Source organism: Halobacillus sp. ACCC02827 (assembly GCF_030291935.1).
Lineage (GTDB): Bacteria > Bacillota > Bacilli > Bacillales > Halobacillaceae > Halobacillus.
Genome location: NZ_CP128168.1, coordinates 3,278,088 through 3,299,671 on the forward strand (window position 1 = coordinate 3,278,088; position 21,584 = coordinate 3,299,671).

19 protein-coding genes and 1 riboswitch are annotated in these 21,584 nt (G+C 46.4%); of the genes, 6 read left to right on the forward strand and 13 right to left on the reverse strand.

Annotation, left to right across the window (positions count from 1 at the left end; genetic code table 11):
* Positions 1-2: 2 nt before the first annotated feature.
* Positions 3-1,094 (reverse strand): bifunctional diaminohydroxyphosphoribosylaminopyrimidine deaminase/5-amino-6-(5-phosphoribosylamino)uracil reductase RibD, encoded by a 1,092-nt coding sequence (ribD, locus tag QRD89_RS17345; RefSeq protein ID WP_026577835.1) that lies wholly within the window; start codon positions 1,092-1,094, stop codon positions 3-5.
* A 130-nt stretch (positions 1,095-1,224) separates the two neighbouring features.
* Positions 1,225-1,374, reverse strand: a riboswitch (FMN riboswitch).
* A gap of 70 nt (positions 1,375-1,444) precedes the next feature.
* The gene (locus QRD89_RS17350; protein ID WP_286095895.1) at positions 1,445-1,960 is read right to left on the reverse strand and encodes a hypothetical protein; all 516 of its coding nucleotides are present in this window, start codon (positions 1,958-1,960) and stop codon (positions 1,445-1,447) included.
* A 250-nt stretch (positions 1,961-2,210) separates the two neighbouring features.
* On the opposite strand from QRD89_RS17350, the gene QRD89_RS17355 reads away from it, so the two are divergent.
* The gene (locus tag QRD89_RS17355) at positions 2,211-3,875 is read left to right on the forward strand and encodes a glycoside hydrolase family 13 protein (RefSeq protein ID WP_286095896.1); all 1,665 of its coding nucleotides are present in this window, start codon (positions 2,211-2,213) and stop codon (positions 3,873-3,875) included.
* 55 nt (positions 3,876-3,930) lie between these two features.
* Here QRD89_RS17355 and QRD89_RS17360 read toward each other — a convergent pair whose 3' ends face one another.
* The 5 genes from QRD89_RS17360 to pepT form a co-directional block, all read right to left on the reverse strand.
* Positions 3,931-4,386 carry an OsmC family protein gene (locus tag QRD89_RS17360; protein ID WP_008632213.1) on the reverse strand — a complete coding sequence of 152 codons (456 nt, stop codon included), beginning with the start codon at positions 4,384-4,386 and terminating at the stop codon, positions 3,931-3,933.
* Positions 4,387-4,404: 18 nt separating this feature from the next.
* The gene (locus QRD89_RS17365; protein WP_008632210.1) at positions 4,405-4,878 is read right to left on the reverse strand and encodes a GNAT family N-acetyltransferase; all 474 of its coding nucleotides are present in this window, start codon (positions 4,876-4,878) and stop codon (positions 4,405-4,407) included.
* Entirely contained in the window at positions 4,875-5,069 is a 195-nt protein-coding gene (locus QRD89_RS17370) for an SE1561 family protein (protein ID WP_062514904.1), read from the reverse strand. The genes QRD89_RS17365 and QRD89_RS17370 overlap by 4 nt, the downstream gene beginning before the upstream one ends.
* A gap of 229 nt (positions 5,070-5,298) precedes the next feature.
* Entirely contained in the window at positions 5,299-6,072 is a 774-nt protein-coding gene (locus tag QRD89_RS17375) for a TerC family protein (RefSeq protein ID WP_026577832.1), read from the reverse strand.
* Positions 6,073-6,390: 318 nt separating this feature from the next.
* Positions 6,391-7,620, reverse strand: coding sequence for a peptidase T (gene pepT, locus QRD89_RS17380; protein WP_286095897.1), 1,230 nt, complete (start codon positions 7,618-7,620; stop codon positions 6,391-6,393).
* A 148-nt stretch (positions 7,621-7,768) separates the two neighbouring features.
* Here pepT and QRD89_RS17385 point away from each other — a divergent pair, with 148 nt between their 5' ends.
* Both QRD89_RS17385 and QRD89_RS17390 read left to right on the forward strand, forming a co-directional pair.
* Positions 7,769-8,839 (forward strand): AI-2E family transporter, encoded by a 1,071-nt coding sequence (locus QRD89_RS17385; RefSeq protein WP_008637847.1) that lies wholly within the window; start codon positions 7,769-7,771, stop codon positions 8,837-8,839.
* Between the two features lie 71 nt (positions 8,840-8,910).
* Positions 8,911-10,104: an MFS transporter gene (locus QRD89_RS17390; protein ID WP_062514910.1), complete on the forward strand. Its 1,194-nt coding sequence runs from the start codon at positions 8,911-8,913 to the stop codon at positions 10,102-10,104.
* 43 nt (positions 10,105-10,147) lie between these two features.
* Here the strand turns inward: QRD89_RS17390 and QRD89_RS17395 are convergent, their stop codons facing one another.
* On the reverse strand, positions 10,148-10,987 hold the full coding sequence (locus tag QRD89_RS17395; RefSeq protein ID WP_008637850.1) for a GNAT family N-acetyltransferase: 840 nt from the start codon (positions 10,985-10,987) through the stop codon (positions 10,148-10,150).
* 114 nt (positions 10,988-11,101) lie between these two features.
* Between QRD89_RS17395 and QRD89_RS17400 the strand changes: the two genes are divergently transcribed.
* Positions 11,102-11,290, forward strand: coding sequence for an SE1832 family protein (locus QRD89_RS17400; protein ID WP_008637851.1), 189 nt, complete (start codon positions 11,102-11,104; stop codon positions 11,288-11,290).
* A 58-nt stretch (positions 11,291-11,348) separates the two neighbouring features.
* Here the strand turns inward: QRD89_RS17400 and QRD89_RS17405 are convergent, their stop codons facing one another.
* Entirely contained in the window at positions 11,349-13,211 is a 1,863-nt protein-coding gene (locus QRD89_RS17405) for a cation:proton antiporter (protein WP_008637852.1), read from the reverse strand.
* A gap of 352 nt (positions 13,212-13,563) precedes the next feature.
* On the opposite strand from QRD89_RS17405, the gene brnQ reads away from it, so the two are divergent.
* Positions 13,564-14,880, forward strand: coding sequence for a branched-chain amino acid transport system II carrier protein (brnQ, locus tag QRD89_RS17410; protein WP_008637853.1), 1,317 nt, complete (start codon positions 13,564-13,566; stop codon positions 14,878-14,880).
* A 48-nt stretch (positions 14,881-14,928) separates the two neighbouring features.
* On the opposite strand, the gene QRD89_RS17415 is transcribed toward brnQ, so the two are convergent.
* From QRD89_RS17415 to QRD89_RS17430, 4 genes are all read right to left on the reverse strand, one after another.
* Positions 14,929-15,780: a transglutaminase family protein gene (locus QRD89_RS17415; protein WP_008635011.1), complete on the reverse strand. Its 852-nt coding sequence runs from the start codon at positions 15,778-15,780 to the stop codon at positions 14,929-14,931.
* 21 nt (positions 15,781-15,801) lie between these two features.
* Positions 15,802-16,764 (reverse strand): alpha-E domain-containing protein, encoded by a 963-nt coding sequence (locus tag QRD89_RS17420; protein WP_008635009.1) that lies wholly within the window; start codon positions 16,762-16,764, stop codon positions 15,802-15,804.
* The gene (locus QRD89_RS17425; RefSeq protein WP_286095898.1) at positions 16,757-18,217 is read right to left on the reverse strand and encodes a circularly permuted type 2 ATP-grasp protein; all 1,461 of its coding nucleotides are present in this window, start codon (positions 18,215-18,217) and stop codon (positions 16,757-16,759) included. Before QRD89_RS17425 ends, QRD89_RS17420 begins: the two co-directional genes overlap by 8 nt.
* Before the next feature lie 174 nt (positions 18,218-18,391).
* The gene (locus QRD89_RS17430) at positions 18,392-19,327 is read right to left on the reverse strand and encodes an NADP-dependent oxidoreductase (RefSeq protein WP_286095899.1); all 936 of its coding nucleotides are present in this window, start codon (positions 19,325-19,327) and stop codon (positions 18,392-18,394) included.
* 111 nt (positions 19,328-19,438) lie between these two features.
* Between QRD89_RS17430 and recQ the strand changes: the two genes are divergently transcribed.
* Positions 19,439-21,577, forward strand: coding sequence for a DNA helicase RecQ (gene recQ, locus QRD89_RS17435; RefSeq protein WP_286095900.1), 2,139 nt, complete (start codon positions 19,439-19,441; stop codon positions 21,575-21,577).
* Positions 21,578-21,584 lie beyond the last annotated feature (7 nt).

Sequence of the window (21,584 nt, forward strand, 5' to 3'; positions counted from 1 at the left end):
TTCTACTCTCCTTTTTTCACAGATACGACTTTGACATCGTCTCCCAGTATTTCCGTCAAGATCACTTCAAACGACTGGACGTTCTTCAATTGCTGGATCCCTTTGCCTCCGACAGGGGTCAGCGCCTCTCTGCCGCCGATCAGCTTCGGTGCGATATAGGTTACTGTTTCATCTACTTTCCCGGCACGGACGAAAGCATCCGCTATAGTCGCCCCGCCTTCTACCAGAAGGGAAGTAATCCGCTTCTTTCCAAGATAGCGAAGCACATCATCGACGGCAATAGTCGAGCCTTCCATTCGAATGACTTCCACATGATCCTGTTCTTCGAGCAAGTCTTTCTTCTTTTGATCGTTCTCCAGAGTAAAGATCCATGTAGGCGCCTCGCCGTTTTGAATTAACTGCGACGATGGAGGAATCCTCAAATGTGTATCCATGACAATCCGAACGGGATGGGAACCCTGCCCTTCCATTCTTGTTGTCAGCTTTGGATTATCCATCAGTACTGTATTGATGCCGACGAGAATAGCGTCCGAAAGGTGGCGGTATCGATGCCCGTCAGCACGTGCTTTCTCGCCCGTAATCCACTGACTCTCGCCTGTCGATGTTGCAATCTTTCCATCGAGGCTCATGGCTGATTTCAACCGGACATAAGGCATTCCTGTCTGGATGGAATGGAAGAAAGCGCGGTTCAGCTTGTCGGCTTCCGCTTTCAGCACACCCATTTCTACTTCCAGGCCATGTGCTCTCATCATCTCTATTCCTCTTCCTGACACTCTCGGATTGGGGTCGTGGGATGCAATGATGACACGTCTGATTCCCGCATCTATGACAGCTTGTGCACAAGGAGGCGTGCGCCCGTGATGACTGCACGGCTCAAGCGTCACATAGATCTCTGCGCCATCCGCCTTTTCCCCGGCCATTCGCAGCGCATGCACCTCTGCATGGGCTTCACCTGCTTTGACGTGGACACCTACGCCGACAACTTGGTTATCTTTCACCACAACAGCCGCTACGGAAGGGTTAGGGCTCGTCTGCCCTACCGTGCTGCTCGCCATTTCCACAGCCATAGACATATATTTCTCGTCGCGTTCCATCTGCATCCCTCCGATTTTTGAAAAAAAAGACCCTGAAGAAGACATACTTCTCCAGGGTCGTTAACGTAATTTTTTTTGCGTACAGCAAACAAAGGGTACACTTAACTCAAGAAATGTACCATTACGTTCCTACAACCTTCTCCCATCCAGACTTTAACTGTCGGCTTTGGATTTTCACCAAATCAGGGAAAGCCGTGCTTAACACTGACTTTCCGTCGCGGGCTTGGAGCAGCTGCTCTTTACCGCCGGCTGGGATTTTCACCCGACCCCGAAGGTTCTCTTATTCGATTTGAACACTTTAAATATAACGGAAACGAACAAAATTCGCAATCCTTACGTCTGACAACCCCTTACATCCATTCGATCAGTCCGTCGATGAATGCTGTTTCGTCCTTATACACCTTATATAAAAAATACGTTAGCACAATCAGGGGAAACAAGAAGGACTCTTCAGTGACATCCTCAGAAACCGACAGATCCGCCCCCGTCTTCCATGTAAAAGGACGAATAACCGCCAGCTCTTTCTTTTTTGTTTTTACTTCTATTTCCTTATTCCAGTTCTCCTCCAGCTTTACGGCGTCTCCCCGTACCTCCCCTTCCACACAGAAATAAAGCAGACTTTTCAAGGGGTTGTCTTTAAAGATGAATTCCATGCCTGAGATGGAATAACGATACGCAGCAAAAAGGATGCGTCCCTTCTGAATACCGAAAGAAACCTCCTGAGAACGAAAGGAAAAAAGAAAATTATTCTCCTTTTCCAAGCCTCTTTTGGAAGTTTTATAAATTTCACCGATCACTTCTCCACAATCATTACTTACACAGATGCCACGTCGTTCCTTATCCTTAGCAATTTTGTACCCGCGCATCAAATCACCCTCCCGGTATTCTCTCTTATTGCTTACGCTTGCATCATGTAATAAGTTTCACACCTCTCCCTATTGTAAATCGAAAGATATTCGATTAGGATACAAATAAAAGAAAACGTTTGCACAAAAAGGCTTATCTTAAAGTGGATGTTTTTTGATTTTTCTATATAATCAGTACTATATAGATATCCTTCGTCATGCAATCGATTGCATTAATAATTTTATTTCCTAAAGAAATGGAGCGATGGTTATGGAGCGTGTTTGGTGGAAAGAAGCGGTTGGTTACCAGGTGTACCCGCGGAGCTTTCAGGATTCGAACGGGGACGGCATCGGTGATTTACAGGGAATGATCGACCGGCTCGACTATTTGAAAGAAATGGGCATCGATTTTATTTGGATTTGTCCAATGTACAAATCTCCGAAAGACGACAACGGTTATGATATTTCTGATTACCAGGATATTCTTGAAGAATTCGGTACGATGGATGATTTTGACCGTCTATTGGAGGAAGTCCACCAACGCGGGATGAAGCTGATCATTGATTTGGTTTTGAACCATACGAGCGATGAACACCCTTGGTTTATGGAATCAAGGCAGTCGAAAGACAATCCAAAACGCGACTGGTATATTTGGAAGGATGGGAAAGAAGGAAGCGAGCCGAACAACTGGGAGAGTATTTTTGATGGATCGGCGTGGGAATGGGATGAAAAGACGGAGCAGTACTACCTTCACGTTTTCTCTACAAAGCAGCCGGATTTGAACTGGGAGAACGCCGAAGTAAGGAAGGCGCTCTACGATACGGTCAACTGGTGGCTCGAGAAAGGGATCGACGGTTTCCGCATTGATGCAATCAGCCATATCAAGAAGCGGCCGGGGTTTCCTGATATGCCGAATCCAAAGAAAGAGAAGTACGTCTCCTCCTTTGATATGCATATGAATCAGGAAGGTATCCACGAGTTCCTTCAAGAATTCAAGGAGGAAACCTATTCGAATTACGACGTCATGACCGTTGGAGAAGCGAACGGAGTCAGCGCAGATGAAGCGGATTTATGGGTCGGCGAGAATGGGAAGATGGATATGATCTTCCAATTTGAACACTTGGACTTGTGGGATCAGAATGCCGAACAGCAGTTGGATATTCCCGGACTGAAAAAAGTACTGACCCGTTGGCAGAAAGGCTTGGAAGGAGACGGGTGGAATGCACTCTTCGTAGAGAACCATGACAAAGCCCGTGTCGTATCCACATGGGGAGATGATGAAGTGTACTGGAGGGAAAGTGCCACCTCCATCGCAACTATGTATTTCCTTATGCAGGGCACACCCTATATTTACCAAGGACAGGAAATCGGCATGACGAATTTCGCCTTCCCTTCCATCGAAGACTACGATGATGTGGCTGCAAAGAATTTGTATCAGAAGAAAAAGGAACAGGGAGTCCCTCATGAAGAAATCATGGAAATTCTTTGGAATACATCTCGGGATAACAGTCGGACTCCTATGCAGTGGAGCGATGAACCGAATGCGGGATTCACTACTGGAGATCCGTGGCTCCAAGTCAATCCAAACTACCAGACCATTAATGTCGCTGATCAGGAAAACAACCCCGCATCGATTCTTAATCATTACAAGAATCTGATCCGCCTGAAGAAAGACCATGATCTTTTCACATACGGCACGTACGAATTGATCATGGAAGACGATCCACACATTTACGCATACACGCGTACGCTCCATGACAAGACAGCGATCGTCTTTGCTAATTTGACCGGCAGCGTCGCCCGTGTTCAATCTTCTTTCTCCCTCGATTCCAGTGCTCTCGTCTTGTCCAATATGGAAGTACCAAAGCATATACAAGCAAAGGAATTTCCACTCAAACCGTTTGAAGCACGTGTATATATCGTTTCAAACAACTAAATACAACAGAAAAAAGGAGTGTCTCCCGCCGCAAAAGCCAGAGACACTCCTTTTTTTATTCAGCATCGGCGATCCTTACATCCGCCTCCAGACGAAGTTCAACATTTCCTTCGATCGCGCGGGAGATCATACAGCTTTTTTCTGCCTTCTCCACCAAACGGTTCAGCTTGGATAATTGCTTTTCATCAGAACCGGACTTTAAAACGACGCGTGGACGATGGATAATCGTCTTATAAGTAAAAACACCATTGGTAACGTCGACAATTCCTTCCGAGTCCATATCCATTTCCTGCAAAGGCAGGTCGGCACGCTCAATCATGGCGGCCAGACTTATGATATAGCACGTTGAAGCTGCTCCCAACAGCATTTCGTCCGGGTTCGTGCCTACTTCAGGCCCGTCCATGCTTGCGGGTATGGATATTTTCGTCTTTAAGTTTCCTGCATCGATATGGCCGACTTCGTTTCGTCCTCCCGGCCATTCGGCTTTCAAGTAAAAATGATGATCTGCCATTCTATTTCCTCTCCTTATCTAAGGGGTCCTCGATCCTTGATGCTCCATAGCGATAAAATCAAACACATCTCCATTTGTCGCCTGCTCGAAACTCTTCGTGCAAGAAAAACCGCACCGCTCATAAACACGAATCGCCCGTTTATTAAAAGCGGCTACAGCTAAAGTGAAGCGTCTGTTTCCGTACAGGGACCGGCCAAACAGAAGCACTTGTTTGAGAAAGTATTCCCCTTCGCCTTTCCCGGTACGTTCCGGATGCAGTCCCAGGCTGATGTCCACAGCTGTGTTCTTGGTAAAGCTGAAAAACCCAATGAGGCTTCCTCCCTGGCTGACACTGTACGTCTCTGGATTTCTTCTAACTGGATCAATGAATTCCACGTAATCCTCTTCATCCGCTGTCATGTCATAAAAGTCATAAGGGGCAGGGTACTTCCATTCGGCGATCGTTTCCGCCTCCTGCTGGGTCATTTTGGTGAACTTCCAGATATCATTCATTCGCTTTTCTCCCAGTCCTGTTTAAACCGGGTCATTTTCATCTGCAACTGTTCAATCATATCCAGGACCCTGTTGAAATCTTCCATATCCACGTCTTCCGCTTCCATGGTAGACACGACTTGATTCAACATATGAATCCGATTCTTAATGTAATGAAACTGTTCGGAAGGATGCTGTACGGCTTTGCCCATCGATAAAACCCTCCTGTCATAGTTAGTCACTCCATCGTTATTACTTCTATCTTAACCTGCCGGTATGTGGGTTGAAAAGAATTTGGCACAAAAAAAGCGGCATACCCTGCCGCTCTTACCTTTAACTTAGTTAAGAATCCTATTAAGATGTCGGACCACTACAGCTGCGGAACTCCGAACCATCAACATCACGAAGGGAAATATAACAAACTGCATGCTCTTTCCTTTCTCAGTCTTCCTGTACTTCTTTCTTTCCTGACAAGAACCACCCAAGAACGGCAATCAACACGAGGATAGAGTAGAAGATCAGCTTCCACGTCGTAGAATGAGCGAAGTGCTCATCGAGAATCTGAATATTCGGGTGGGCTAATGTAGAAACGACGAGCTTTACCCCTACCCATCCGACGATGACAAAGGCAGCAATTTCCAATCCAGGCCGTGATTTCAACAATTTAACGAAAACGTTGGCCGCAAAACGCATGATGATGATCCCGATCATACCTCCCGCAAGGATGACAGCGAATTGCCCACCGTCCAAACTCCCCACTTCCGGAAGAGGTGTTTCCGGCAAAGCGACTGCAAGAGCTACCGCAGCAAGAATCGAATCGACCGCAAAGGCCAAATCAGCAAGTTCCACTTTTAAAACCGTTGCCCAGAAACCTTTGCCCCGCTGATTCTCAACGGCGACGACCTCTTCTTCTTCCTCTTTTCCACGCTCTCTCCATTTATCAAATAAGTGCTTTCCTGATATGAATAACAGATATGCAGCTCCAAGCGCCTGTACCTGCCACACATCCACAAGAAAGGAAATGACGAACAAGGAACCAAATCTAAGTATGAATGCACCAGCCAATCCGTAAAACAGCGCCTTCTTCCGTTTTTCCTCCGGCAGGTGTTTGACCATGATTGCCAACACCAGCGCATTATCTGCTGCCAATATACCTTCCAACCCGACTAAAACAATTAATACCCAGCCATACTCGATCAATAATTGAGCATCCAATATTCTGTCTCCTTTTCCATTAAAAATAGTCCCGGCCACTGTGGTGGACAGGACTATAAATAAATAGACCTTTACCACAGTGGGTAAAGGTCTCGCTAACAACGAACGTTGCCAATAAAGCCGGGGATCCATCCCGAAATGACGACTTTATTGTATAAGCTACTCCCCTTTAAGGAACGCTGAATCTATTCCTATCATAGCACTCGACCTTCGAAAGTCAACGGCTTTCACCCACTTTTTTACAACCTTAGTATGGAGCATAGGACTAAGCTTATACAAAAGGATTAAATGAGCGTTTGATGAACAGGACAGCAGTCGTCATTCCCCTGCCTTCTCTTCAAATAACCGGGAGATTTCTACAATGGTACGGGTTGCTTTCTCCATGCTTTCCAAGGAAATGTACTCGTATTTGCCGTGGAAGTTCTCCCCGCCTGTGAAAATGTTCGGAGTCGGCAGCCCCATGTAGGATAATTGGGAACCATCCGTTCCGCCGCGGATCGGTTTGACTAGTGGTTCGATTTCCAAATTCTCCATCGCCTCGTAGGCAATATCGACGATGTGCTTCACAGGAGCAATCTTCTCGCCCATATTATAATACTGATCATTGATTTCCAGGGAAACGCGGTGCTTTCCGTATGCGTCTTCCAATTCAGCGGCCAATCGTTTCAGGTTTTGTTTCCTGTTTTCAAACTCTGCTTTATCATGATCACGGATCAAATAGTTAAGTACCGCCTCCTCCACATCGCCTTTGAACGTATGCAGATGATAAAAGCCTTCATATTCTTCGGTATGTTCCGGCGCTTCGTTCTGAGGGAGCTGCTGCTGGAATTCCACAGCCAGTTTCAGCGCGTTTACCATTTTCCCTTTAGCCGTGCCAGGATGCACGCTGTGACCATGGAACGTCACGCGGGCAGCTGCGGCATTAAAGCTTTCATATTGCAGCTCGCCTACCGGACCCCCGTCTACCGTATAAGCATAGGAGGCTGCAAACCTGTTGACATCAAACTTATGGGGCCCCCGTCCGATTTCTTCATCCGGCGTGAATGCGACACGGATTTCTCCATGCTTTATTTCCGGATGCTGAATCAAATAATCCATCGCGGTCATGATTTCCGTAATTCCGGCTTTATTATCAGCACCAAGTAATGTCGTCCCGTCTGTAGTAATGAGCGTCTCTCCTTTATATGTAGCAAGTTCAGGAAATTCATCCGGTGTAAGGGCTGTACTTTCGTTCAGTTGAACCGGTCCTCCCTCATATTTAATGATCTGTGGATTTACTCCTTCACCTGTAAAATCAGTAGCTGTGTCGATGTGAGCAAGAAAGCCGATTGTCGGTACTTCCTTCTTTGTGTTTGCAGGCAGTGTAGCCATCACATACGCATGCTCATCTATGGTTACGTCCTCCATCCCGATGGCTTTCAATTCCTCCACCAACTGACGTGCCAAATCCCATTGCCCTTCGGTGGATGGTGTCTGACTGCTTTCCTCATTGGATTGAGTATTCATCTTCACATAAGAAATGAAACGTTCTAACAATTCCTTCTGCATATCGGTATCCTCCTTCTAGTGTTCTATACCAAGTGTAGCGATTTCAAGCTCCTAAAGTAAGTGTACTGCTTCACGTCATTTTTTGGTATTCTTATTATATAAAACAAACATCCTTCCAAAAAAACTTTCCATAAAGGTGTGTGTGTCCTTGATACATAAGCGTTGGTTCCAAGCCCTTGTGGCTGCCGTTTTAGTCGTATTACTCATTCTTCTGCTGCATGAAATCAGTTTTTTCTTTGAACCTGTCCTGACATATATCGGTGCAATCGCCGTACCGCTGATCGGAGGAGGGATTCTTTTCTATATATCACGTCCAATTATGCACTTCCTTGAGAAGAACCGCATCCCTCGTGTACTGGCAATTATCATTGTCTTCGCGTTATTCCTGTTTATCGGGTTTCTGATCAGCCGCTTCATCGCTCCGATCGCTCAGGAGCAGTTTACCAGGCTGATCGATAACATTCCTGCAATGGCAAATGCGGTCAGTGATGCTGTCACCTACTGGCAGCAGAATCAGGATATTATTCCGGATGAATTCAATGACACCATCTCAGGATTTGCCGAGAACCTGGAGTCTTATGTTCAAAACGCATCGATGATCATCATCAACTTCATCAGCCAGCTCATCGGTTTTGTGTTTGCTCTCGTATTGATTCCATTCTTCCTTTTCTTCATGTTGAAGGACGGAGATAAGCTCGTACCATTTATTACTCAATTCTTGCCTGAGAAAACAGCTGAAAGCTTCCGTAAACTTTCGGGATCAGTAGACCGGACCTTGAATTCCTTTATTCTCGGGCAGCTTACCGTGAGTATCGTCGTCGGGCTGCTTCTGTTGATCGGCTATTTAATTATAGGTCTGAAATATTCTTTGACACTCTCCTTGTTTGCAATGGCAATGAACGTCATTCCGTTCGTCGGACCATTTCTAGCGGTCATCCCGGCTATTCTGGTTGCCTTTTTCCAGGACCCGATGCTTGCCGTATGGGTAGCTGTCATTACCGTTATCGCCCAACAGCTGGAAGGCAACTTCGTATCTCCTAACGTGATGGGTAAAGCATTAAGCATCCATCCGCTGACAATCATCACACTGATCCTGGCTGCCGGAAGCCTGGCCGGTTTCATCGGGTTATTGTTCGCGATTCCTGCCTATGCCGTCATTAAAACAGTCATCAGCCACTTCTATCATGAGTGGATAGAACGAAAGTCAGAGACAACTTAAGATTCCAGTGAAGCCTGTCGTGCTCTGTGCATGACGGGTTTCCTTTTTGACAGAAAGAGAGGACCATTAAAATGACACATTCTACACAACAGAAGCTATGGACGCTGCCATTCATTTTCCTGATCATTGCCAACCTGTTCACATTCATGAGTTTTCAAATGCTTCTCCCTAACTTACCTCCATACATAGAATCCATTGGTGGAACCAGCCTTCAGGTAGGACTTATCACGACGACCTTCGCCTTTGCTGCAATCATCATCCGGCCGTTCATCGGTCATATGCTCATGACAAGGCCGCGCAAGGTACTCGTCATGGTCGGAGCCGTATCCTTACTGATCATGACCGTATTGTACCCGGTCACTCAGGTTGTCGTCGCACTCCTGATCATCCGATTCATCCACGGAATCGCCTGGGGGTGGTCCACCACCGTCAACGGTACCGCCGCCGTCGACCTCGTACCAAGGCGCAGGGTCGGGGAAGGCATGGGCTATTTCGGATTGTCCGTTACAGTCGGTATGATTATGGCACCCAGTATCGGTATCTTCCTTTATCAGAACTACTCTTTCGATCTCCTCGTGTGGATTTCTGCGGGGCTTGGAGTCATTGCCATCATCCTGTTTGCCTTCACGTCTTTTGTCACACCGGCGCAGGTCTATGAAAATCAAAAAAACCCTCCAAAATTCTCCTTCGTCGGGTCGCTTGTCGAGAAAAAGAGCTGGTATCCAGCGCTTGTCACCATCCTAAACACCTTCGGATACGGTTCTGTCATTACTTATATTGTCATCTTCGGGAATGAGCAGGGACTCAGTGGTACGTTCTTGTTTTATTTCTTTAATGCATTATTCGCCACCCTGTCGCGTCCAATCACCGGAAGGTATTTCGATAAACACGGACCTTGGAAGCTGATTATCGTTTGTTCCGGCCTGTCTTTCATCGCCATGTGGCTCCTTGCATTATCCAACTCGAACGTGGACTTGATCATCGCCGGTTCGTTGTTTGGACTAGGCTACGGCTCCATGATGCCCGCCCTGCAGGCATGGGTTATATCAAAAACGACGACCGAGCGCAGCGGAATCGCCAACGGCATGTATTATTCATCCATCGATTTAGGAATCGGGGCAAGTGCCTTCCTGCTTGGATTCGTTTATCAGTTTGTAGAGACGGCTACCTTATTTAAACTGTCCAGCTTTTTGTTCCTCGTCGTTATGATTCTTACTTTCCTAGACCAACGAAAACAAACGGAACCGTGGCAGGCACCAAGATAGAACAAACAAATGCGGAGGACTGCTGTCCTCCGCATTTTTCAATTCAAAAAGTATAGACGATCGAATCCCCTGCGTGCTTGTATCCGATCCGTTTATATATCGAGTTCGATGTGGGATTGGCCATATCCGTGTAGAGAGAACAGAATCGGTATCCGCTCCGCAAGAGCTTATCCGTTAAGTGCCAGACAGCTTTAGATGCATATCCGTTACGCTTGAATACATCCGGTGTGTACACAGCGTTAATGGTCGCTCCATTCTTCGTCGCTCTTGCTCTTGCCGCCATGGAAACCGGTTCTCCATCTACTTTCCATAAATAGATTTTACGTTCCTCCACCATTTCCGCTGCCAATACTTCTGCACGCTCAGAAATGTTCTTCTCGCCCGTTTCTATACCAAATTGATACATCCATGCCTGCAGAAGCGGCAGATCAGATTCCACAGCCGGCACAAGTTCCCCCGGAGCATCCGCAATGGGTTGCAGATCATCCAGACGATAAATCCCCTGTTCCATATGCAGGGACCCTTTCAATCCTGAAACGTTTTCCCATTCTTCTACAAACCATTGAACAGCACGGCGATCTCCAAGCACGCCGGGAACCTCATAGTTCCCACCATGCAAATAATCGACCAGCTGTTTTATGAAAGGTTTCTCCATGACCTCTGTTGAAGGAAGAATCCATAAGTGCGGCGGTGTCCGGAGTACTGCATAAACTGGATTTTCTCTTTCTATGACTGTAAGCATATGACAGACCTGATCTGTACCCGTCCGCTTCCTATCTTCAAGGAGGCCAAGCGGCAGATTATTTTGAGCTTCCCCATGCATCAACAGCCCCTCTACTTGATTCAAAAAAGTGACCGGGTCTGTTTCTTTTCGTACAACCATTCCTCTTCCCCCTTTTCTTCTTTCATTGTTTTTTGTTAAAATTCTGAATATGGATAGTTCTTCTATTATACGTCCCGACTAATCATCCAGCAACAACGGAAAGGAGCATGTATGATGACTAAAAAAGAAATACAAGATCAAATCACATTCCTTAAATCCGACTATATCCGTATCCAGGGGGATCTTGATAAACTGGAAGCTGCCGGCGGCAATGTCCGTAATGCCGAAAAGCAGCTGGAGAGGATGGAAGCAGAGCTTAAAGAACTGAACACTAAACTGAAACAGGCAGAAACAACTAAATAAATACAACGAAACAAATGCAAAAAGGTGGAGGGTATAACCCTCCACCTTTTTGCTCTTATTAGTCTTCCTTCTGTTTTTCTTGTTCTTTCCTCTGATCTTCCAATCGTTCCTGAATCTTCTCGAACTCTTTGCTCGGAGGCATCAAGGAGACGATGATATCCCCATTCTCCGGACGATATTCCATGTCAGGAGTAAAGAAGTCCACTTTCCCCGTCGGACGCTTCACGAAAAGGAGCATGGCATGCTCATCCACATTGTCCCGATAGTTATCAAACGTGTATTGGTCCGTGATGGTGGTCTTACGGAACACATATCCGTTTTCCACCCGAGCATTCATTTCTTCCCATGATGCACCTTCTTCGAACAACACACGCCCGCCGATGGTATGGACTAGGCTTTCCAGATTATCCCCTTCTGCATTGCTCAAGCTCAACTGAAAGCAGTTGTTCCTCCCGAATTCCGGAACAAATGTCGTACAGACCAGCGCATTATAAGAATCCATCTCCGATGCAGCAATTAAATACTCATACGGCGTCATATCTAAATAATATTCCGTCTGTTCGGACAAGATTTCGCCGTGATACGATTCGATCCCCCGTGATCTTGCACGGGAAAGTTTCTGCCAGGAGGAGTCTGTCAGAAGAACCGGAATTTTCAGCTCTTCCAGCACCTTGGCGAGACCTGTAGTAAACGCACTTCCACCTGCAATGAGAACGCCGGGAGGCCCTTCCATAGACAAGCCAAGTTTCTTTGCAAGCCATCCAATGGAGAACCCGTGAGCCACTACCGTTGTAAATACCAGCGCAAACGTAAGGGAAATGAGAATCGAAGCATCTTCAAACCCTGCATCCAATAAAACGCTGGCAAAGTAACTTGCAACGGTCAAAGCAACGATTCCCCTTGGAGCAATCCATCCCACTAACAGTTTTTCAGATTTGGACAACCCCGTTCCTGCTGTAGACAGGAAAATCGACAACGGCCGGACGACGAACAACATCAAAATAACGAACCCGATAATTTGCAGATTAAATATTTCAAGCAGCGTATCTACCGTTAAAGAAGCCGTCAACATGACAAAGATTGTCGATATTAACAGCAGGGAAATATTCTCTTTGAAATGCCGCATATCTGCAATGGATGATATATGCATATTGGCAAGAGTCATCCCCATAGCCGTCACGGATAGAAGCCCTGTTTCATGCATGATCTCATCAGCGATGGTAAAGCATGCAATAACGATCGTGAAGACGACTGGTGACTTCAGAAATTCCGGTACATAACCGGTTTCAAACATCCACCCTGTCCCTTTCCCACACACCCAGCCGAGAAAGACAGCGAATGCGGAAGCTGCAAAGAATAGAAGAAGAGATGTAGGGCTCGCACTTTCTTCCATAAAGAACACGATGAATTCGAATGCAAAGACTGCGAGCAGTGCTCCGATCGGATCCACGATAATTCCTTCCCACTTGAGAATCTTTGCCGGTCTGGGTTTTAATTTCGCCTGCCTGAGCAATGGCAGGATGACGGTTGGTCCTGTTACGATAAATAACCCGCCGATCGTGAAAGCGACTGCCCACGATAGTCCGGCAACATAGTGGGCTGCCAGAGAACCTAAGATCCAGCTCAGGAAGGCTCCTAATGTAACAATTCGAAACACCGGCTTTCCAAGCCCCTTCACTTCTTTGAAGTCAAGGTTCAAACTTCCTTCAAAAAGAATGACAGCTACCGCCAAAGAGATAATCGGACTGTACAACTCACCAAAATCCTGTTCCGGATTCATTAACCCGAATACCGGACCTGCAAGCAGCCCCGCAATCGACATAACAACGATGGCTGGAAGGCGAAACCTCCAAGCCACCCATTGGGAACCGATACCTAGAAAACCTATTAACATGAATTGAAGTAACAGCGAATCCACCATAGAATAAACTCCTTTATATTATGAATGTGTATATGTACCTTTTTTTCTTATTTTTATATAGAACACATTCTATCGACCTCCCCCTCGTCTGTAAACCAAGAAGGGGCGCTCCCTAAATCCTTCCTGAATATAGGAAAATCATACCGTCATGGAAATCATAACCTTTTAAATTTTCTAATAAATCGTTGACATAATTTTTTGAAATTGATAGTATTACTCCGGTGAATGAAGAAAATTGATTGTTTTTGTCGAAAAATTCGTTTAAAGTACCATAGTGTGCCTCGCTCTTGCCATGGATAAGAGCGGTTTTTTTACGCAAAATATAGAGACATCTAAGAGGAGGAGCAAGTTTATGAAAGCAAAAGATACCATTGTGATCGGGTTTACTTTGTTTGCTCTATTTTTCGGTGCCGGAAACTTAATATACCCCATTTCCTTAGGGTTTGAATCAGGTACTTCTTATATTCCCGCAATCATTGGTTTCGTAATCACCGGGGTAGGCCTGCCTATAGTCACAATTGCAGCCATTTCACTCGTTAAGAATGGAGCCGTCCAGCTCGCAGGTAGACTGCACCCTACATTCGGTCTGTTGTTCACCTCTATGGTTTATCTTGTGATCGGTCCATTTTTCGCTATTCCAAGAGCTGCCAACGTAGCTTTCGAAACAGGAGTCGCTCCATTTACGAATGGTGCTTCTTATGCCTTGTTGGTGTTCACCGTTATATTCTTTTCCTTGGTCTACATCGTTGCCCGAAACCCATCCAAGCTGGTGGACCGTGTGGGACAGATCTTGACACCCATGCTTTTCCTGGCAATTTTAGGATTGGTTATCGGCAGCTTTTTCTTATTGGATGGTCCCATACAACCGCCTGAACCAAAGTATGCAGAGCAGCCTTTTTTCTCCGGTTTTGTTGAAGGTTATTTAACGATGGATGCTATCGCTTCGCTTGCTTTCGGTCTGATTGTCGTGTCATCCTTCCGCGAGCGCGGGGTAACGAAACCGAGGGAAATTACTTATCGTACATTGAAAGCCGGACTGGTGACAGCCATTGGTTTAATCGCTGTGTACGTTTCCATTGGATGGATTGGTGCCCGGATGGCTACAGAAGGAACGTATGAGAACGGAAGTGCCATTCTTTCCGGCGCTGCTACCATTATGTTCGGAGATCTTGGTACCATCCTGCTCGGTGTCATTGTAGGACTTGCATGTTTCACGACATGTGTCGGATTAAACGTTGCCTGCGCACAGTTCTTCTCCAACCGGATCAAAGGATTGTCTTATACACAGATTAACCTGCTCGTTACGCTGCTCAGCTTTGCGATTGCTAATATCGGACTGAATCAAATTATTGCCTATTCTGTTCCTGTACTTGTTTTCGTTTACCCGATTACTATCGTTCTAGTCGCTCTTACCTTTATGGGAAAACTGTTCCAGCACTCCCCTTATGTGTACAGAGGTGCTGTTCTATTTACAGCTATTATCGGACTGTATGACGGACTGAAAGCTTTTGGGACGGACGTTTCTCTGCTGGAACCCATCATCAGCCATCTGCCGTTTTACGATTTCAGTTTGGCCTGGATCGTGCCGGCAATTGTCGGAGGATTAATCGGCTTGATCATTCATTCGATTAAAGGACAACCGAACCACAAGGAAAGCTACCAGAATTAACAGCTTACTTAAAATCCCTCTTCATACAGAAGAGGGATTTTTTCTTTATTATTGATGCAGAAGCGTGACGCTTACTTTCACATCAAGGCTCTGCCCGCCTCCACGATATACTCCTTGGAGAGGACTGACATCTGCATAGTCCCGCCCTGTTCCAATTCGAATATGTTGTTCGAGAGCTTCCACATTGTTCGTCGGGTCAAGGCCAACCCAACCGATGCCGGGTACCATCACTTCCACCCAGGCATGTGTCGCTGCATCTCCTACCAACGCCGAGTCTTCACCTACGTATAAGTATCCGCTGACGTATCTGGAAGGTATCCCCTGGGAACGAAGCACACCGAGCATCACGTGGGCATAATCCTGACATACGCCCGCTTTCAGCGGCCAGGACTCATGCGCTTTTGTACTCACTTCTGTGGTCATAGTGTCATAGGAAATAGATTGATGCAGGTATTCCATCAGACGCAGCGAGAATCGCACGGGGTCTTCCGCACCGCCTACCTCCTTCATAATATCTTCCACTTGGTTCTTATATAAGAAAGTGTATGGCGTATCATTTAAATAAGCCAGGTAATGGTGATGGAACAATTCCGAATGGAAGATCTCTCTCATTTCATCCGAACAGGTGATCATTCGGATGAAAGGACTTTTTTGAATGCTGACAGTTGAACTCGTCTTCAGCATTAAGTGGTCGTGTTTCTCCGGGATGAAGAATGTCTCTACATGGTTCCCCCATAAGTCGATATGTTCTTTCGTCATGGACCCCGGAGTGATCTCCGTCCGATAGGTCAGCAACCGTTGGCATTCATCGGTTCTCGGCTTTAACCGGATGTGGTTCATACTTTGATCCACAGGGCTGTCGTATTGAAATGTATTGGTATGTTCTATGTGGTATTTCATCTGTATTCCTCCCGTATGTGTCTACTTCACACGAATAGGTTCTATGAGGTAATATGTCTCTGAAAACATTCGACTGAATGTGAGACAACGATCTTGGAAATGATCAAGAAAATGCATCAGCTGTTCCATATCCATCTCTTCGATATTCGTTTGTTGGATTTCGTTTTGTATCACTTCAAGCATTTCGAATAAGTCCGCAGAATAATGAGATATCTTTCCATCTTCTAAATTTTCAATTGCTTCACAGACATGGTTCATGCAGTAACGGATCGAACGGGGGAACGTCTCCTCCTGAATCATGAAACGCAGCACACTTTTGGAGTCCATGGTAGGTGGATGCTCCTTAATATAGGCGTCATATCCGTTTAAGAACTGCAAGGCTGTCAGCCAATAATAATAGGTAGCCGTATCGACCGTCGACTCTTTTCTGTTCTTCTCACAGGTGACGTTCAAAAGCCGTGCCGTTTTTTCCGCCCTCTCCAGCCATTTTCCAATTTTAATGAATGTATAAGGAATTCCACGTGTCATACTGGACTCGATAACTCCTTGAGCCGTCATCGATGTATTTACTACATTCTTCAAGTAACTTTGCGTATGCTGTCTTGTATTCGGTAGTTCCTGCCAATCCTTTTGATTGAGATGGAACTCATTTAACACTTCCCAGAGCTCCCCCGGCAGGTTGTCCCTGGTTATACGTGCATTTTCCCGTGCATAATTCATGCAATTGATTAAGGAATTCATATTGATCGGACTGATGGTTAAGTATTCCAGAAGCGTCTCACTGTCGAGTCGCTCATAAGTATCATAGTAATCCGCTTTAGAGGAACAGATTTCAAGTACCTCTTCCCAATCACGATCCGCTGTCTCCTGACTGGTTGCTTCCAGCGAATGGATGAGCTGGACACTGAGAACACGCGCATTGTTTTCCGCCCTTTCCAAATTACGTGACATCCAATAAAGAGAATCTGCTACTCTGCTAAGCATGAACACCACCACCCTCTGTCATAATCCATGTGTCTTTACCGCCGCCACCCTGAGAAGAGTTCACAACAAGCGATCCTTCTTTTAAAGCAACCCGCGACAGACCTCCCGGCAGGACGTTGGTTTTCCGCCCGTTCATGACAAAGACCCTTAGATCGACGTGGCATGGGTAGAAACGTCCCCCCTGGTATGCAGGGGCTCTGGAAAGCTTGATCGTCGGCTGGGCGATATACTGATTAGGGTGCTCGATGATTTTGCGACGGAATTCTTCCTGCTCCTCTTCGCTCGATTGTGGACCAATCAGCATGTCATAGCCTCCTGAGGCACCGACATTTTTAATGACCAGTTCATCGATATGATCTAAAACGTAACTCAGACGTTCCGGATCACTAAGAAAATAGGTTTCTACATTCGGGATGATTGGTTCTTCATCCAGATAGAAACGAATCATTTCCGGCACATAAACATACATGGCTTTATCGTCTGCTACCCCGTTTCCAATCCCGTTCAGAATCGAAACATTCCCCTTCCTGTAGGCTCGAAGCAACCCCGGAACTCCTAAAGCAGAATCCGGCCGGAAGGCTTCCGGATCGAGAAAATCGTCGTCAATACGACGGTATATAATATCGACCCGCTGCAGCCCCCTGATCGTCTTCATATACACTACATCATCTTTCACCGTTAAGTCCCGGCCTTCGACGAGGTCGATTCCCATTTGCTGCGCGAGGAAAACATGGTCATAATAGGCGGAGTTATATGTACCAGGTGTCAGCAGGACAGCCTTTGGTTCTTTGTCTTGTAGAGCATTTTCCGGCACATGACTGATGACAGCCTGATGCAGCTCGGAAATCTGGTGCTCCAGTGTCTCGATGGCATGCTGGAAGAACAGCTCCGGATACACCTGTCTCATGACGTAACGGTTTTGGAATACGTAGGACATCCCGGATGGGTTCCGGAGGTTATCCTCAAGAACACGATAGTCCCCGTTCTCATCACGAATTAAATCGACACCGGCAAGAAAAATGTGGTTATTCAGAGGAATGGATAACCCACCCGCTTGTTCCTTATAGTAATAGGGGTTGTTCTCTATTAATTCTTTCGGAACGATTCCAGCTTCAACAATCCTCTGATCATTATAGACATCTTCAAGAAAGTGGTTCAGGGCTTTCATCCTCTGCACCATCCCGCGCTCGATCTTCTCCCAATCTTCTCTGGGAATAATGATGGGAACGAAATCGAACGGCATCGTCCGCTCCGTCCCGCCTGTGTGGTTGTAAACAGTAAACGTAATACCCTTTCTGAGAAAATTCATCTGGGCCGTTTCATGTTTGTTCATAAGTTCACGTTCGGAGAACTGCTGTACGAGTTGATAGAACCATTGATAGTGCTGTTTTGGCCCTCCATCCGAATGCATCATTTCGTCAAAATATACCCCGGTCTTATAATTTGTAAGCACACCACTTCTCCTCCAATTCTGCTTCTTTAAAAGCCTTTACCCTTAGTTTACTGCAGGTACACAAAAATTGTAAGAAAATTCGAAAATAATGCAGCCTCTATTTTATGTAATCGCTTTATAATAACTGACCAAAAAAGTGTCCCTTCGCTTTATCAAAGGGACATAAAAAGTGGTCTATTTCATTTTAATAACAATTTTTCCTTTGGCATGGTGCGTCTCACTTAATTTATGAGCCTCCCGCAATCCTTCACCGGAAAAGTCGAAGGTGTGGCCGATGACGGAGACAAGGCTTCCTTCCTCCATGAACTGCGCTAACTTCGCCAATTGTTCACCACTTGGTTCCAGCCATACAGACCCCGCTTTTACCCCGTGTTTCTCAGCAAGCTTTTCATCAGGAGGCTGAACGATGGAAGGCATTCGCCCTCCTTTTTTCAATACAGCGAAGCTCTTCTCCTGAATTTCTCCACCTAATGTATCAACGACGATATCGAAATCATGAAGTACCTCCGAGAAGTCCTCTTCTTTATAATTGATAAACCGGTCAACACCCAGCTTCTTGACCCAATCCTTATTCTTACCGCTGGCAGTGGCTGCAACATACGCTCCCATTTTTTTTGCAATCTGTACCGCGTAATGTCCGACTCCGCCGGATCCAGCATGAACAAGTACCTTGTCCCCTTCCTTTATATCCGCGAAGTCAACGAGGCACTGCCATGCAGTCAGCCCTGCCAACGGAACCGCAGCAGCTTCTTCAAACCCGATCCCATCAGGAAGATGTGCCAGAAGGTGCTCATCGACGGTCGTATACTCCGCATACGTGCCGAACCTTGTCGTATCCGGCCGCGCAAAAACGCGATCTCCCGTTTTAAAGCCACGGACGTCTTCGCCCGTCTCCTTAATAATTCCTGCGACGTCCCATCCAAGAATTATCGGAAAGTCAAAATCAAGCATTTCTTTCAAATATCCTTCGCGCAGCTTCCAGTCGATTGGATTGATGGACGTCGCGTGGACTTCCACCACCACTTGATTAGCAGCCGGTTCGGGATTCGGCATTTCCTTCTCTATCAATTCATTTCTATTTCCGTACTGTTCGATAACAACCGCTTTCATGCAGCGATCACTCCTTTTGTTTGTGCTTTACCCGTGTAGTTTTCCCCACAGATCCAGCTTGAAACATGATAAGATGGAGGCACGAATGATTACAAATAAAGGATGATCCAAATGATGCAGCAAGCGGAAAAAATACTACAGCAATATTACGGCTATTCCTCTTTCCGGCCAGGGCAGGAAGAAGTAATTCAACATGTCCTTCATGGGCATAACACGCTCGCGGTCATGCCGACAGGCGGAGGGAAGTCACTCTGCTATCAAATCCCCGGGCTCACACTAGATGGTACTGCCGTGATCATCTCCCCTCTCATTTCATTGATGAAGGACCAGGTCGACGCTCTCCTATCCTATGGAATACCGGCGACTTACATCAACAGCTCCCTCTCCGCACGAGAACAGCAGGAACGCATGACTGCCATCCGGCAAGGAAGATATTCTTTTGTGTACGTCGCACCGGAGCGGATGGAAGCACCGGATTTCCTTAATCTACTTTCCTCCATCCCGCTGTCCTTGATCGCTTTCGACGAGGCCCACTGCATATCGCAATGGGGACATGACTTCCGCCCAAGCTACCGATCGATCGTCCCTACTCTCCGTACCATACCGAACCTCCCGGTGGTCATGGCATTAACAGCTACGGCCACGAAAGAAGTAATCGAAGATATTAAGCGCCTCATCGATGTGCCGGAAGAAGCCGTGGTCAACACAGGTTTTGCCCGTGAAAACCTATCCTTCCGGGTCATCAAAGGACGCGATAAGCGTGACTTCGTTGAAACATATTTGCAGAAAGTTCCGGAGGATGCCGGCATCATTTATACCGCTACTCGTAAAGATGCTGACCAACTGCATACATACTTATCGGAAAAGGGATATGCTTCCGGGAAGTATCATGCTGGGATGACGGAGAACCAGCGTAGACAGACACAGATGGATTTTGTCCAGGACAAGGTGACCACCATGGTTGCTACGAACGCTTTTGGAATGGGGATTGATAAATCCAACGTCCGTTACGTGATCCACTACTCCATGCCGATGAATATTGAATCGTATTATCAGGAAGCCGGTCGGGCCGGTCGGGATGGAGAACCGGGAGACTGCGTTCTGCTTTTCACCAGTCAGGATATCAACCTCCAGCGCTTTTTGATTGATCAGTCTCCTTCTGAAAAGAAGCGGACAGCTGAATACGATAAACTTCAGGCTATGATTAATTACTGCCACACCCACACGTGCCTGCAGCAATATATTCTTGACTATTTCGACAATCCGGTACCTGTGGAGCCATGCGGAAAATGTTCGAACTGTATGCATGAAGGGCAGAAGACGGATATGACGAAAGAAGCTCAAATGGTGCTGTCCTGTGTGAAGAGGATGGGGGAACGGTTCGGTGCCTCCCTTACCGCGAAGGTGCTTCGGGGATCGAAGGACCAAAAAGTAAAGCAGTTTCGTTTCGATTCCTTGTCTACCTATGGAATCATGTCCAACTATACGGAAAAAGAATTGACGCGCTTTATTCATTTTCTCACCGCAGAAGGTTATCTGTACCCCGGTTCCGGCCGTTACCCAACCTTACAGCTAACCCAGGAGGCTAAGAAAGTAATTAAAGGAGAAGAACCTGTAATCATGCTGGTGGAAGCCGTCGTCACAAAAACGAAGGCTGATTACAACGTAGAATACTTTGAAGAATTACGCCGTTTACGCAAGCAGATAGCCGAACAAGAATCCCTGCCGCCTTATGTCATTTTCTCTGATGCGACTTTGAAGGACTTGACCGCTTATCTCCCGGAAACGAAAGATAACATGTTGAAGATAAAAGGTATCGGGGAACAGAAATATCAGAAATACGGGGAAGCATTTCTTGAAATGATTCAGCCATGGGCAAAAGCCGCGGCGGATAAGCCACGGCCTGCCTCCTCTTCCCCCTCTGCTCCTTTAAAGAGAGACCCAGGTGACGATCGACCGAGTCACATCATCAGTTACGAGATGTGGAAACTCGAGGAACAGACGCCAAAGGAGATAGCTGAAGCCAGGGGCATGAGTCAACTTACCATTGAGAGCCATTTGTTCCGTGCAGCCAAGGAAGGCTATGATATCAACTGGCCAAGCTGGTTTGATGAGCAACAGGAGACCTCTGTACTGGAAGCCTATGAACAATTGGAGGATAAGAAGCTTAAACCTTTAAAAGACATGCTTCCGGACACTTACAGCTATTCTGCCATCAAAGCTGTTTTAGTTAAACACGATTTAGTATAAAAGGAGG

Excerpts from the sequence above, each read along its gene's own strand:
- ribD (WP_026577835.1), bottom strand. The coding sequence starts at position 1,094 with ATGGAACGCGACGAGAAATATATGTCTATGGCTGTGGAAATGGCGAGC.
- QRD89_RS17350 (WP_286095895.1), bottom strand. The coding sequence starts at position 1,960 with ATGCGCGGGTACAAAATTGCTAAGGATAAGGAACGACGTGGCATCTGT.
- QRD89_RS17355 (WP_286095896.1), top strand. The coding sequence starts at position 2,211 with ATGGAGCGTGTTTGGTGGAAAGAAGCGGTTGGTTACCAGGTGTACCCG.
- QRD89_RS17360 (WP_008632213.1), bottom strand. The coding sequence starts at position 4,386 with ATGGCAGATCATCATTTTTACTTGAAAGCCGAATGGCCGGGAGGACGA.
- QRD89_RS17365 (WP_008632210.1), bottom strand. The coding sequence starts at position 4,878 with ATGAATGATATCTGGAAGTTCACCAAAATGACCCAGCAGGAGGCGGAA.
- QRD89_RS17370 (WP_062514904.1), bottom strand. The coding sequence starts at position 5,069 with ATGGGCAAAGCCGTACAGCATCCTTCCGAACAGTTTCATTACATTAAG.
- pepT (WP_286095897.1), bottom strand. The coding sequence starts at position 7,620 with ATGCAGAAGGAATTGTTAGAACGTTTCATTTCTTATGTGAAGATGAAT.
- QRD89_RS17390 (WP_062514910.1), top strand. The coding sequence starts at position 8,911 with ATGACACATTCTACACAACAGAAGCTATGGACGCTGCCATTCATTTTC.
- QRD89_RS17395 (WP_008637850.1), bottom strand. The coding sequence starts at position 10,987 with ATGGTTGTACGAAAAGAAACAGACCCGGTCACTTTTTTGAATCAAGTA.
- QRD89_RS17400 (WP_008637851.1), top strand. The coding sequence starts at position 11,102 with ATGACTAAAAAAGAAATACAAGATCAAATCACATTCCTTAAATCCGAC.
- QRD89_RS17405 (WP_008637852.1), bottom strand. The coding sequence starts at position 13,211 with ATGGTGGATTCGCTGTTACTTCAATTCATGTTAATAGGTTTTCTAGGT.
- brnQ (WP_008637853.1), top strand. The coding sequence starts at position 13,564 with ATGAAAGCAAAAGATACCATTGTGATCGGGTTTACTTTGTTTGCTCTA.
- QRD89_RS17415 (WP_008635011.1), bottom strand. The coding sequence starts at position 15,780 with ATGAAATACCACATAGAACATACCAATACATTTCAATACGACAGCCCT.
- QRD89_RS17420 (WP_008635009.1), bottom strand. The coding sequence starts at position 16,764 with ATGCTTAGCAGAGTAGCAGATTCTCTTTATTGGATGTCACGTAATTTG.
- QRD89_RS17430 (WP_286095899.1), bottom strand. The coding sequence starts at position 19,327 with ATGAAAGCGGTTGTTATCGAACAGTACGGAAATAGAAATGAATTGATA.
- recQ (WP_286095900.1), top strand. The coding sequence starts at position 19,439 with ATGATGCAGCAAGCGGAAAAAATACTACAGCAATATTACGGCTATTCC.